Source organism: Streptomyces sp. NPDC057474 (assembly GCF_042802555.1).
Taxonomy (GTDB): Bacteria; Actinomycetota; Actinomycetes; order Streptomycetales; family Streptomycetaceae; genus Streptomyces.
The window spans coordinates 1-13,122 of record NZ_JBHVDX010000259.1; the positions used below are offsets into that span (position 1 = coordinate 1).

General features: G+C 70.8%; 12 protein-coding genes. 3 read left to right on the forward strand and 9 right to left on the reverse strand.

The genetic code is table 11. The features are described 5' to 3' along the window. Positions 1-122: 122 nt before the first annotated feature. The 6 genes from ACFU53_RS41475 to ACFU53_RS41500 form a co-directional block, all read right to left on the reverse strand. The gene (locus ACFU53_RS41475) at positions 123-1,118 is read right to left on the reverse strand and encodes a methyltransferase (RefSeq protein ID WP_384004819.1); all 996 of its coding nucleotides are present in this window, start codon (positions 1,116-1,118) and stop codon (positions 123-125) included. A gap of 198 nt (positions 1,119-1,316) precedes the next feature. Continuing rightward, positions 1,317-2,381 (reverse strand): nitrous oxide reductase family maturation protein NosD, encoded by a 1,065-nt coding sequence (locus ACFU53_RS41480; protein ID WP_384004821.1) that lies wholly within the window; start codon positions 2,379-2,381, stop codon positions 1,317-1,319. 136 nt (positions 2,382-2,517) lie between these two features. Further along, entirely contained in the window at positions 2,518-2,784 is a 267-nt protein-coding gene (locus ACFU53_RS41485; RefSeq protein ID WP_384004823.1) for a DUF4235 domain-containing protein, read from the reverse strand. Positions 2,785-2,843: 59 nt separating this feature from the next. Then, positions 2,844-3,914 (reverse strand): YihY/virulence factor BrkB family protein, encoded by a 1,071-nt coding sequence (locus tag ACFU53_RS41490; RefSeq protein WP_384004825.1) that lies wholly within the window; start codon positions 3,912-3,914, stop codon positions 2,844-2,846. A 54-nt stretch (positions 3,915-3,968) separates the two neighbouring features. Further along, positions 3,969-4,658, reverse strand: a complete 690-nt coding sequence (locus ACFU53_RS41495; RefSeq protein ID WP_384004826.1) for a serine hydrolase domain-containing protein — start codon at positions 4,656-4,658, stop codon at positions 3,969-3,971. After that, positions 4,643-5,164 (reverse strand): serine hydrolase domain-containing protein, encoded by a 522-nt coding sequence (locus ACFU53_RS41500; protein ID WP_384004828.1) that lies wholly within the window; start codon positions 5,162-5,164, stop codon positions 4,643-4,645. The genes ACFU53_RS41495 and ACFU53_RS41500 overlap by 16 nt, the downstream gene beginning before the upstream one ends. Positions 5,165-5,561: 397 nt before the next feature. Here ACFU53_RS41500 and ACFU53_RS41505 point away from each other — a divergent pair, with 397 nt between their 5' ends. Further along, on the forward strand, positions 5,562-6,107 hold the full coding sequence (locus ACFU53_RS41505; RefSeq protein ID WP_384004830.1) for a DUF2637 domain-containing protein: 546 nt from the start codon (positions 5,562-5,564) through the stop codon (positions 6,105-6,107). Between the two features lie 36 nt (positions 6,108-6,143). On the opposite strand, the gene ACFU53_RS41510 is transcribed toward ACFU53_RS41505, so the two are convergent. From ACFU53_RS41510 to ACFU53_RS41520, 3 genes are all read right to left on the reverse strand, one after another. Further along, positions 6,144-8,612, reverse strand: coding sequence for a SpoIIE family protein phosphatase (locus ACFU53_RS41510; protein ID WP_384004832.1), 2,469 nt, complete (start codon positions 8,610-8,612; stop codon positions 6,144-6,146). 101 nt (positions 8,613-8,713) lie between these two features. After that, on the reverse strand, positions 8,714-9,571 hold the full coding sequence (locus tag ACFU53_RS41515) for an LLM class flavin-dependent oxidoreductase (RefSeq protein ID WP_384004834.1): 858 nt from the start codon (positions 9,569-9,571) through the stop codon (positions 8,714-8,716). A 59-nt stretch (positions 9,572-9,630) separates the two neighbouring features. Next, a complete protein-coding gene (locus ACFU53_RS41520) occupies positions 9,631-10,650 on the reverse strand; it encodes an aldo/keto reductase (RefSeq protein WP_384004836.1) in 1,020 nt (339 codons plus the stop codon). A gap of 172 nt (positions 10,651-10,822) precedes the next feature. Here ACFU53_RS41520 and ACFU53_RS41525 point away from each other — a divergent pair, with 172 nt between their 5' ends. Next, on the forward strand, positions 10,823-11,401 hold the full coding sequence (locus tag ACFU53_RS41525; protein WP_384004838.1) for a TetR/AcrR family transcriptional regulator: 579 nt from the start codon (positions 10,823-10,825) through the stop codon (positions 11,399-11,401). Between the two features lie 182 nt (positions 11,402-11,583). After that, on the forward strand, positions 11,584-13,023 hold the full coding sequence (locus tag ACFU53_RS41530; protein WP_384004840.1) for an APC family permease: 1,440 nt from the start codon (positions 11,584-11,586) through the stop codon (positions 13,021-13,023). Positions 13,024-13,122 lie beyond the last annotated feature (99 nt).

Consider the following 13,122-nt stretch of genomic DNA (forward strand, 5'->3'; position numbering starts at 1 on the left):
GATCGTTTTTTTTTATATTCCCCCGGGCCCCCCCGGGCGGGCGCCCCCGCCCCCCCCCCCGGCCCGCGGGGCCGGCCTGGGGGGGGCCCCGGCGGCCGGTTCTCCGGGGTGCGGACCGGTGCTCAGCCGGGCACGTGGCAGTCGAACGCGTGCAGGTACGCGTTGACCGGGTGGACGTCGTCGATGACCAGTCCCGCGTCCGTCACCCTGCGGACCATGCTCTCGGTGGTGTGCTTGGCCCCTCCGACGTTGAGGAGCAGCAGCAGGTCCATGGCGGTGCTGAACCGCATCGAGGGCGTGTCGTCGACGAGGTTCTCGATGACCACGACCCGGGTTCCCCGGCCACCCGCCTCGATGACGTTGCGCAGCAGCCGGGCCGTGCTGTCGTCGTCCCACTCCAGGATGTTCTTGATGACGTACGTGTCGGCCTGCACCGGGACGGTCTCGCGGCAGTCGCCGGGGACCACGCTCATCCGGTCCGCGAGCGCGCCGCCCGGACGCAGCCTCGCGTCGGCGTTCTCCACCACGCGCGGCAGGTCGAGCAGGGTGCCGTGCAGCGCGGGGTGCTTCTCCAGCAGGCTCGCCACCACATGCCCCTGCCCCCCGCCGATGTCGGCGACGGACGAACTCCCCGACAGATCGAGGAACTCGGCGACGTCCCGCGCGGACTGCACGCTGGACGTCGTCATGGCCCGGTTGAAGACGTCGGCCGACTCCGGGGCGTCCTCGTTGAGGTAGACGAAGAACTCCTTGCCGTACAGGTCCTCGACGACGTTGCGGCCGGAGCGCACCGCCTCGTCCAGCTTCGGCCACGCCTCCCAGGTCCACGGCTCGGTGCACCACAGGGCGATGGCGCGCAGGCTGTGCGGATCGTCCTCGCGCAGCAGCCGGGACATGTCGGTGTGCGTGAACGTCCCGTCCGGCCGCTCGGCGAAGACGCCGTAGCAGGACAGGGCCCGCAACAGCCGTCGCAGCGGCTTCGGTTCGGTCTTCACCGCCGCCGCGAGGTTCTCCACGGCCAGCGGGGTGTCACCGAGGGCGTCGGCGACCCCCAGCCGGGCGGCCGCGCGCAGGGCGGCGGCGACGGCCGCCCCGAACACGAGTTCCCTGAATCGCATGGGGGGCGGCGGGGACGTTTGGGCGCCCGGTGCCACGTGCGCGGCGTGAGTCTGCGGGGTCGAAGCGGTGGGTGCCGTATGTACCGTTTGCACCGTTGGTGCCGTTGGTGCCGTTGGTGCCGTCGGTGCCGTCGGTCTGGTCTGAGCGGTCGTCATGTGACGCCTTCCTTCTTCGAGTTCATGAGCGACCACGTCCGGTCAGCACAGCCCCGCGGGCTTGGACGCTTGGCAGGTGTTGCCCGTGAAGGTGTTGCCCTTGCCGGCGGTGTCCGTGTTGACGATGTCCGCCGGGGCGTTGCCCTCCAGCACGTTGTCGGTGATCCGGTTCCGCTCGCTGGTGGTGCCCACGAAGCTCTTCCACACGACGATGCCGCCCGACAGCGGAGAGGTGCCGGCGTTTCCGATGATCCGGTTCCGGGTCACCAGGGTGTCCTCGGCGCCGGTCAGCACGATGCCGGTGCCCTGCAGCGCGTCCAGCCGTGCGGTCTTGGGGCAGGACTTGTTGTTGTGCGCGATGTGGTTGTCGCGCACGGTCAGGGCGCCGGCCCTCGGCATGTTCTCGTCGCCCACGACGAAGACGCCCGCGCAGTTGCCGATGATGTGGTTGTCCGTGACGGTGAGGTTCCGCAGACGCCGGACGGTGAGGCCGATCCGGTTGCCCTCCAGGCGGTTGCGCGCGACCACGGTTCCGCCGGTGTCCGTGGCGCCTTCCTCGGCCTTGATGGTGTTCGCGAGGAACAGGCCGGCGTCGCCGTTGTCGCGGGCGGTGTTCTTCCGGAACACACCGCGCACCGAACGCTCCTGGGCGATGCCCCACACGCCGTTCTTCACCGCGGTCACGTTCCGCACGGTCAGCCCGTCGGTGTCCACCGCGAACACTCCGGACCCCGTGAAGCCGGTCACGGTCAGGGCGGCGACGGTGACGTCCTCGACCTTGTGGTTCTTGGTCCCGATCACGCAGATGCCGTTGCCGCTGTCGCCGCATCCGTCGGCGGCCTTCTTCACGGCCGGTGCGACGACGGTGGCGCTGCCCATGCCGCGCAGGGTGATCCCGGGGGTGCTCACCTTGACGCTCTCGTGGTACGTCCCGGCGGACACCAGGACGGTGTCTCCCGCCACGGCGGCGTCCACCGCCTTCTGGATCGACTCCCCCGGAAAGACCACGTGGGTCCGATGGTCGGCGACAGCCGGCGTGGCGGCCCCGAGCCCCGCCCCGATGACCGCCGCAATACATGCCATATAGGCAATATGCCATTTCGTCATATTCCGCAAGGTATGACCAGATGCTCCACGAACAGCCCGATAGCCCATCCGACGGCGTGTCCCGCCGGCGCGCTCCCGCCGGGGTCGGGTCGGGTCGGGTCGGTCGGGTCGAACGTCGCGGACGCCGGCGCTGGGGTCAGCCGGGCCAGGTACCGGTCGGCCGGCGGGTCGCGGCGGCGCCGCCGCGGTCGACGACGGCTTTGACACCGGCGAATATCGCGCCCCGAAGGACCGCCGCCGACACGATCTCGCGCCAGGTGCGGTCCTCGTCGGCGGCGTCGGGAGCGTCCTTCTCGTGCCCGAGCTTCTTCCAGACCTGCTTGAACACCCCGCCGGCCGGCGGACCGCCGACGGCGCCCAGCGCCAGACCGACGGGCTTGTAGGCCATCCTCGAGGCCTTCATCCACCGTCTCCTCGCTGTCGAGCCTTCACCCGCCCCCCTCTCGCGCCGTCACCGCCACCTCAGGGTCCGAGGCGGCGCCGGTCCTCCTCGTCCCACTTCCGGGTGTCGCGCGGCTGGACGTACGGCTCCTCGTCCGGCGGATGACCGCCCGCGATGGCACGCTGGCGCACCATCTCCGCGTCGAACTCCAGGCCCAGCAGGATCGCCAGGTTCGTGATCCACAGCCAGACCAGGAAGATGATCACGCCGGCGAGGGCGCCGTACGTCTTGTTGTACGAGCCGAAGTTCGCCACGTAGAACGCGAACCCCGCCGAGGCGATCATCCAGATCACCAGCGCGAGGAAACTGCCCGGCGTGATCCAGCGGAAGCCGCGGACCTTCGCGTTCGGGGTGGCCCAGTAGAGGACCGCGATCATGATCGTGACCAGGAGGAGCAGCACCGGCCACTTCGCGAACGACCACACGGTGAGCGCCGTGTCACCGACCCCGAGCGCGGTGCCCACCTCCCGCGCCAGGCCGCCGGTGAACACCACGATCAGCGCGCTGATCACGGCCATGACCATCAGCACCACCGTCACAGCGACCCGGACCGGCAGCACCTTCCACACCGGGCGGCCCTCGGGGACGTCGTACACCGCGTTCGCGCTCCTGATGAACGCCGCGACGTAGCCGGAGGCCGACCACACCGCGAGCGCCAGACCCACGATCGCCATGACCGAGCCGAGCCCGGCGTTGCCCTGCATCTGCTGGACGGCGTTGGTGAGGACGTCTCGCGCCGCGCCGGGGGCGAGCTTCTGGATGTTGTCCAGCACCTGCTGCGTCGCCGACTGCCCGACGATCCCCAGCAGGGACACGAGCGCCAGCAGCGCCGGGAACAGGGCCAGGATCCCGTAGTAGGTCAGCGCCGCCGCCCGGTCGGTCAGCTCATCCTTCTTGAACTCCTTCAGGGTGCCTTTCAGCACCGACTGCCAGGAGCGTTTGGGCAGGTCGGTAGGACTGTCCGGCGCCCTCCGCTCCACCTGCTCGTCCGGCCCGGCAGCCGGTGCCCGCGCGGCCTCGGCCTCCTGGCCGTCCGCGACGTGCCCACCGTGCCCGCTGTGCTTTCCATGCCGTTTCAACGTCCGCATCATGCCGTGCGGGTATCCGGCCGGGCGCGCCTTATACGTACATTCGCGGCATTTTGGTCAGCGCGGCGGCGCCGGGCGGTCGTAGACGTTGTCCGGGGTGACGACCTCCGTGATCGCGCGGGCGAGGAGCGAGGACGGCTCCTGGCCGTCGTGGGTGACGTCGGTGTTGAGCAGCAGCACCAGGGTGGCGTTCCACGACGGCAGGTGGACGGTGACGCTCTGGTATCCCGGAATCGAGCCGTTGTGCCCGATCCAGCCGCCGGACTCGAAGATGCCGAGGCCGTAGCTGGTGCCGGGGAAGCCGGTCGGCAGCATCGTGAGCCGCTCCCGCCGGGCCTGCGGGCTGATCAGCGTCCCGGTGGCGACGATCCTGGCCCAGCGGCGCAGGTCGTGCAGGTCCGAGATCATCGCCCCGGCCGCCCAGGCCCAGCTGGGTTCCAGTCCGTGGCGTCCTCGATCTCGCCGCTCAGCGTCTGGCCGGTGTAGCCGCGCGCGCGGCTCGGGGAACTCAGGGCCCTCGGGGAACAGCGTGTGGCGCAGCCGGGCCGGGCGGAGCACCCGCTGGTGGACGAAGTCGGCGAGGCGTTGACCACCGACCTTCTCGACCACCAGACCGAGCAGGACGAGGTTGGTGTTGGAGTACTGGAACCGCTCACCCGGCGCGAACGTGTTCGGGTGCCGGAAGCCGTGCGCGAGCAGTTCGCGCGGGGTGAACGAGCGGCTCGGGTCGCTCAACAGGGCCCGCACGAATCCGGGTCCGCGCTGTACGGGAACAGGCCACTGCGCATCTCCGCGAGATGACGCAGCGTGATCCGGTCACCGTTCGGCACGCCCCGGACGTGGGTCGAGATCGGGTCGTCCAGCCGGATCCGGCGGTCGTCGACGAGTTCGAGCAGCGCGGTGACCGTGAAGGTCTTGGTCTCGCTGCCGATCCGCATGAACCGGCCGGTGGTCATCGGCCTGCGGGTGGCGGTGTCGGCGACCCCGGTCGCGCGGACGTAGCACCCCTTGCCCGGCATCCACAGCCCGACTGCGACGCCGGGGATGCCGGCCTCCCGGCGGACGCCCGCGACGGCCTTGTCCAGCCTGGCGGTCAGTTCGGGACCGAGGCCGTCCGGCGGGCCCTCGCCCTTGTCGTACCGGTCGACGGCCGCGGCGTGGACAGCCGCGGCGGGCGTCATCGCCATCGAGGCCGGCACGGACGCCACCAGCAGTGCGGCGGCGAACAGACGGCAGGAGGGGGTACGTCGCATGCCTCGGCGCCTCTTCCGGATCAGGGACCAGAGGGGCCAACGTCACCATCCGGGCCCTGGGCCGAGGCCCCCGCCGGGACGCGTGGGGAGGAGTCCACTCGTTCGGAGCCGAGCGGACCTTCATCATTTCATCAGCCATCCAGTGCGGTTCGAAACTCGCTAAAACCCCCGCCGATCGCTATTCTCCCGAATGCCCAAAATCAGGCATCGACCCCTCTCGTGCCGGTCGGAAATCGGATCCCGAAGGACAGGATTCAGAATGAGAACCGATTATGATTCAGTAGACCAAAACCTTGACGGGACCCAGCCGCTCGAGAGGCAGTCCATCTGGCTCCCTGGTCCGAGGGCCTCGTCAGGCGTATGGGATCCGAACGACGAGCTGATCCACATGCCGTACATGACGCACAACGTGGACCCCGCCGCCCCCCTGCCGGACGTGCGCGACCGCCCGCGCCGCCCGGCCAGTCGACGGCGGCCACGCCCAGGGGCTCACATCTTTTCCGGGAACCCGAAAATCATTCCTGTCGCGTTCTTAATCACGACGATCGCCCTGTGCGCGATGATTATGCTCTATTGGTCCCTCTCTTATTCGTACAGTCAGCTACGCGACATCGCACTGCTGGTCGTGTCGGAGCATTTGGCGCGCTGGTGGCCGCTGACCGTGTACGGGCCGTGGCTCCTGGCGGGTCTGTCCATCCTGCGGGCATCCGTTCAGCATCGAACCGCTCGGCGGTCCTGGGCGGTGATGCTGCTCTCCTCCGCCACGGCGGTGGCTCTGTGCATCGGCCAGTCACCGAGTTCGCTGCTGGGCATGGTGATCGTCGGAATTCCACCGATCACCGCCCTGGTCTGTTTCCGTGAACTCGTCGGCCAGTTCTCGTCCGGGCGGGGCCCCCGGCATGCCGCCGACACCCTCAACGGACCCAAGCAGGGCAGGCCGTAGGCCACCCGAGGGTCATCCGAGGGGGCGTCCGAGGGGTCATCCGAGGGTCTGTTCCGTCCAGATCGTCTTGCCCGTGGGGGTCGGGCGGGTGCCCCAGCGCTGGGTCAGCTGGGCGACCAGGAGCAGACCCCGGCCGCCTTCGTCGTAGCTACGGGCGCGGCGCATGTGGGGTGCCGTGCTGCTGGCGTCCGAGACCTCGCAGATGAGGCTCGTGTCGTGGATGAGCCGCAGTTGGACGGGCGGCTCGGCGTGCCGGATGGCGTTGGTGACCAGTTCGCTGACGACCAGCTCGGTGACGAAGGCCGCGTCGTTCAGGCCCCAACTCTCCAGTCGGCTCAGGGCGTTCTTACGGGCCTCGGCGACGGCGGAGGGGTCGGGGGCCACGTCGAAGGTGGCGACCCGGTCGGGGTCGAGTGAGCGGGGGCGGGCGATGAGCAGCGCCACGTCGTCGGTGGGCCGCTCGGGCAGTACGGCGCCCAGGACCCGGTCGCACAGCGCGTCGAGGGAGGCGGCGGGGGCGGCGAGGGTCTGACGCAGCCGGGTGATGCCGTCGTCGAGGTCGGTGCCGTTGCTCGCACTGTTTCGGGATTCGATCAGGCCGTCGGTGTAGAGGGCGAGCAGGCTGCCCTCCGGCAGTTCGGTCTCCAGCGACTCGAAGGGCAGTCCGCCCAGGCCCAGCGGGGGTCCCGCCGGAAGGTCGAGCAGCGCGGCGGTGCCGTCCGGGCTCACCACGACCGGCAGCGGATGCCCGGCCCGGGCGAGCGTGCACCGGCGCGAGACGGGGTCGTACACGGCGTACAGACACGTCGCACCGACGACGCCCGCGGTCACGTTCCCCGCGGTCGCCCCTCCCCCGGCCGGCTCCGCGCCCTCCGCCTCGGTGGCCAGGCGGGCGACGAGGTCGTCGAGGTGGGTGAGCAGTTCGTCGGGGGGCAGATCGATGTCGGCGAGGGTGCGTACGGCGGTCCGCAGCCGCCCCATGGTCGCGGAGGCATGGATGCCGTGGCCCACGACGTCGCCCACGACCAGCGCCACCCTGGCCCCGGACAGCGGGATCACGTCGAACCAGTCGCCGCCCACACCGGCCTGGGCACCGGCCGGGAGGTAGCGGGAGGCGACCTCCAGCGCGGCCTGCTCGGGCAGACTCTGCGGCAGCAGGCTGCGCTGCAGGGTGACGGCCGTGCCGCGTTCGCGCGTGTAGCGCAGGGCGTTGTCGATGCTGACCGCCGCCCGGGCCGCCAGTTCCTCGGCCAGGACGAGGTCGTCCTCCTTGAAGGGGTCGGGGTGCCGGTGGCGGGCGAAGACGGCGACGCCCAGGGTGGTTCCGCGTGCCGACAGGGGCACGGTCATCGCCGAGTGGAACCCGAAATCGCGGATACGCGAGGTCCGGAGCGGGTCCTGGGCCACCCAGTCGGCGATCGCGGGCTCGGTCACCTGGTACAGCACGGCGCGTCCCGAGCGCAGACTCTCCACCGGCGGCGAGCCGTCCGGGTACTCGTCCACCTCGCCCGGCGTGACGACCGCCTCGGGACTCCCCGGCAACACGGACTGGTGGGCGATGCGCCGCAGCGCGAGAGCGCGGCCCGCGGCCGGGGCCTGCGGGGGCGGTTCGTGCAGGTCGTCGAGGGACGCCAGCAGGTCGACGCTCATGAAGTCGGCGAGGTCCGGGACCGCGATGTCCGCCAGCTCCTGCGCGGTCCGCGTCACATCGAGGGTGCTGCCGATGCGCCGGCCGGCCTCGGCGATCAGCTGGAGGCGCTTGCGGGCCCAGTGCTGCTCCGTCATGTCGTGCCCGGTGGAGGCCACGCCGAGGACGCGGCCGTCGTCGTCCTCCAGCCGGTAGAGGTGGACCGACCAGGCGTGCTCGCGTGTCTCGCCGGGGGCGCGCGCGTGGTTCTCGACGCACTGCGGCTCGCCGGTCTCCAGGGCCAGCCGCATCATCCGCTCCACCTCCCCGATGACGGGGTCGTCCACCGCCTCCGCCATCCGCAGCCCGCGCAGGTCGTCGTCGCTCAGGCCCAGGGCACCCACTGCGGCCCGGTTGGACCGGCGGAAGCGCAGGTCCGTGTCGTGCACCGAGGTCGAGCAGCTCGGGGAGTCGAGGAAACCGTGCAGCGCGAGCGCGTCGTCACCGGGGCGGGGCCGCGTCCCCGTCAGGGCGGAGACCAGGAACCAGTCGCGGGTCCCGCAGTACGACGTGCGGTGATGCGCCAGAACCTTGGCCTCCAGACGGCGGCCGTCCCGGTGCCGGAGGACGAGCGTGCCGTGCCACCTCGGCAGCTCCGAGAAGGACGGCAGGTCGCCCGCCGGGGGCTCCTCGGCGAGCAGCGCGGTGGCCGGCCGGCCCAGGATCTGTGTCGGCGTGTATCCGAGCAGGCGTTCGGCGCCGGCGCTCCAGCCGGTCACCGTGCCGTGTTCGTCGACGGTGGCCCGCGCGGTCAGCGCCTCACCGACCGCGTCCGGTCCCGGGGCCGTTCCCGGTTCGTCGACGACACGCCGCTCCATGGCCGCTCATCTCACTCTCGCCCGAGCTCTCCACCCACCGAGGCTCTCATCGCTACCTTTGATATGTCCCACTACAACCTTTTCACTCTATTTCGCGAACGTCACATGAGTACCGGCGCCGCCGACCTGGAGATGACCTCGTCGGTGAGCCACCGTGCTACATCGGCGGGGTAGGGCGCCGACAGGCCCAGGACGATGTGGGGGAAGCCGGCACCGAGGGCTTCGGCGATCGCGGCGCGGGTGGTACCGGGGGCGTCGTAGGAGACGGGAAGGTGGATCGAGCGGGTGATCGAGGCGGGGTCACGGCCGATCTCGGCGCAGTAGCGGTCCAGGAGGGCACTGCGGCGGACGACGTCGTCGATGTCACCGCCCGGGATGTTCCACAGGTCGGCATGCTCGGCGACGACCCGGAGCGTCGCGGACGCGCTACCGCCGATGAGGATCGGCGGGTGGGGGCGCTGGACCGGCTTGGGGTTGCCGAAGGCTCCGGTGAGGTGGTGGTGGACGCCGTGGAAGTCGAACGGCTTCTCCTCGGTCCACAGCCGCCGGATCACCGTGCACGCCTCGGCCAGGTTTTCCACAGCCTGTGCGGTGTCGTGGAAGGGCAGGCCGTGCGCCGCGTACTCGCGGTGGGCCTCGGGAGGGTGGGGGCGGGAGCCGACTCCGATGCCGAGGTCGAGCCGGCCGCCGGAGACGACGTCGACGGTCGTGGCGATCTTGGCCAGCATCGCGGGCGGCCGGAACCGGTTGCTGGTGACCATGACACCGAGCCGTAGCCGCCGGGTCTGCGCGGCCAGGGCCGAGAGCAGCGTCCAGCCTTCGAGGACCGGTCCGTCCGGGTCGCCGCCGATCGGCATGAGGTGGTCGAACAGCCACGCGTGCTCGATCTCCGGTATCGCGTCCGCCTCGCGCCAGACCCGTAAGACGTCCTGGTAGGCGACCTGCATGGGGGCGGTCATGATCCCGAAACGGGGTCGGGGTGCGGGTGATGACATGAAGTGACAAGTCCTTTCTGCGGTCAGCGGCGGCGCAGTGACGGGTCGAGGAGCGCGGGCGGGGTGTCGTGCTTCTCGTGCGGGGCCAGGTCGGTACCGGGGGCGACGACGGTGTCGATCGCGTCGAGCACGTCGGCCGGGAGGACCGTGTCGGCGGCGGCGAGTTGCGCGTGGAGGTGGTCCAGGGTGCGGGGGCCGATGAGCGCGCCGGTCACGGCGGGGTGGGCGGTCACGAAGCCGAGCGCGAGCTGGATCAGGGTGAGGCCGGCCTCGTCGGCGATCACGGCGAGCCGCTCGACGGCGTCGAGCCTGGCCCGGTTGAAGGGGAGGGCGGTGTCGAAGCGCTCCGGCATGAACGTCGAGCGGCTGGTGGTGACGGACCGGCCCTCGCGGACCGCGCCCGACAGCCAGCCCGAGGCCAGCGGGCTCCACACCAGGACGCCGAGCCCGTACTCCTCGGTCACGGGCAGGACGTGGGCCTCGATGCCCCGCTGCAGGACGGAGTAGCTGGGCTGCTCGGTGACGTAGCGGCTCAGGTGGTGCTCGCGGGCCGCCCACTGGGCCTGCACGATGCGGTGGGCGGGGAAGGTCGAGGAGCCGAAGTAGCGGATCTTTCCCGCGCGTTGCAGGTCTGTGAGGGCCGACAGGGTCTCCTCGTCACCGGTGGCCGGGTCCCATCGGTGGAGCTGATAGAGGTCCACGTGGTCGACGCCGAGCCGGCGCAGGCTGTTGTCCAGCTCGGTGACCAGCCAGCGGCGCGAACCGCCCCGGTGGTTGCGCTCCTCGCCCATCTGCATGCCCGCCTTCGTGGCCAGCACGATGTCGTCGCGGCGACCGGCGATGGCCTTGCCGACCATCTCCTCCGACTCGCCGTCGCCGTACTTGTCGGCGGTGTCGACGAGGTTGATCCCGGCTTCCAGAGCGGCGTCGACGAGGGCGGTGGCCTCGTCCTGGGTGGTGCGCCCGATCCGGCCGAAGTTCATCGCGCCGAGCGCGAGCGAGCTGACCTGCACACCGGTGCGGCCCAAGGTGCGGTACTGCATGACCGTGTCTCCTCCGAACGTCAGCACATCAACACATCTGCACATCAACACATCAACTGCTCACCCATAAACGGAACGACGTACCGTTTAATCTGTACCGAAGATACGGAACAGCGTCCCGTTTAACAAGGCCGGTAGATTTGGCACGCTCGGCGGCGGAGGGAGCGAGGCGATGGACGACAGCGCACAGGCGGTCAGGCCCAAGAGGGCGGATGCCCGGCGCAATCAGGAGACGCTGCTCGACGCGGCCGCCGCCGTGTTCGTCGAGTCGGGCGTGGAGGCTCCGGTGCGCGACATCGCGGCCAGGGCGGGCATCGGTACGGCGACGATCTACCGCCACTTCCCGACGCGCGCGGACCTCATCGTCGCCGTCTACCGGCACCAGGTGGAGGCGTGCGCCGAGGCCGGCCCCGCCCTGCTGGCGGCAGGCCCGACTCCGTACGCCGCCCTGGGGCGCTGGATCGACGTCTTCGTGGACTTCCTGGTCACCAAGCACGGCCTCGCCGCCGTGCTCCAGGCCGACAACACCGGCTTCGAGGCCCTGCACGCCTATTTCCTCGACCGGCTCGTCCCCGTCTGCGCCCGGCTGCTCGACGCCGCCGCGGACTCCGGCGAGATCCGGTCCGACCTGACGGCCCTCGAACTCATGCGCGGCGTCGGCAACCTGTGCATCGGCGCGGAGAGCAATCCCCACTACGACGCCCGCCGACTGGTCGGCGTCCTCGTCGCGGGCCTGCGCCGACCCCGCTGACGCCGGACCGAGCCGACGTCCGACACGGACGGTCGTAAGTACCCAAACAATCTGTCGCTCTACACGTGTCATTCCCTTGCCAGGCAGGCGAGTTGGGGCAAACATGGGGCAGCTCGTTTGAGCCAAAACCACATCTTGCTCTTCCGCCCGACAGGTGAGGCATGTCTACAAGTGCGTCCAGAATGCGGCACGCGGCCGGCGACGGCTACGCGTCCACCGGCTCCCTCAAACAGAACGCGCTCGGCGTCCTGGGGATCCTCTTCTTCGTGCTCTCCGCGCAGGCGCCGCTGACCGGTGTCGCCGGAGCGGCGCCGGTGGCGATAGCCATCGGCAACGGCCCGGGAGTCCCCGCGATGTACGTCGTGGCCGGGGTGGTCGTCCTGCTCTTCTCCGTCGGCTACGTCGCGATGGGCCGCCATGTGGTCGACGCGGGCGCCTTCTACTCGTACGTCGGCAAGGGCCTCGGCGGTACGGCCGCCGCGGGCAGCGCGGGGGTGGCGCTGCTCGCGTACCACGCCATCCAGGCGGCGGTGTACGGCCTGTTCGGCGCCGTGATGAACGGGCTGGCGCTGCAGTACCTGGAGACGGACGTGCCCTGGTGGCTGTTCGCGCTCGGCACGATGGTGATCGTGCAGGGGCTCGGCGCGATGGGCGTCGACATGGGCGCCAAGGTGCTCGCGGTGTTCGTGCTGGCCGAGATCAGCCTGCTGCTGGTCTTCGGCGTGGTGATGCTCCTCAAGGGCGGCGGCCCCGAAGGACTGGCCCCCGGCTCCTCCTTCTCCCTGTCGGCGGCGCTGGACGGCGCGCCCGGGGTGGCGCTGATGTTCGCGGTGGCGTCGATGCTCGGCTTCGAGGCGACCGCGATCTACGGCGAGGAGGCGCGCGAGCCGCACAAGACGGTTCCCCGGGCCACCTATCTGGCGGTCGTCCTCGTCACCGCGTTCTTCGCCTTCACGTCCTGGATGCTGATCTCGGCGCACGGCCCGTCCGCCGGCGCGGCCGCCGCCGGCAAGGCCCTGGAGGCCGGGGACGGTGCCGCGTTCGTCGCCGCGCCCGTCTCCGCGGAGCTGGGCGCTTGGGCGGGGGACGCGCTGCCGGTCCTGCTGGCCACCTCGCTCTTCGCCAGCATCCTGGCCTTCCACAACTCGGCCAACCGCTATCTGTTCTCCCTGGGCCGGGAGGGCCTGCTGCCGCGCGGGCTGAGCGCGCTCAACGGCCGCCAGTCGCCGTGGCTCGCGGGTGTCGTGCAGACCGGGGTCGCCGCGCTGCTGGTCCTCCCCTTCGCCCTGGCGGGCAAGGACCCCGTCCTCACCCTCTTCTCCTGGCTCAGCGGCCTCGCCGTACTGGCGATCATGCTGCTGTACCTGCTGACGTCTGTCTCGGTCATCGTGTACTTCCGCCAGGAGCGGTCCGGCGACACCCGGCTCTGGAACACCCTGATCGCCCCCGCCCTGGGCGCCTGCGGTATCGCCGGTGCCATCTGGCTGATCATCTCCAACTTCACCACCCTCATCGGCGGCGACACCGCCACGGCCCTCTGGCTCGCCCTGGCCGTGCCGGGCGCGCTGCTGGCGGGCATGACGATGCCCCTGCTGGCCGCCCGTTCGCCGGGCAGGCGGTAGGGATCGGAGGGGCCGAGTGCGGTACGGGTGCGTGGGGGCTGCTCGCGCAGTTCCCCGCGCCCCTCAAAGGCCCCGGGCGCGGCCCATACCGGCAAGGGG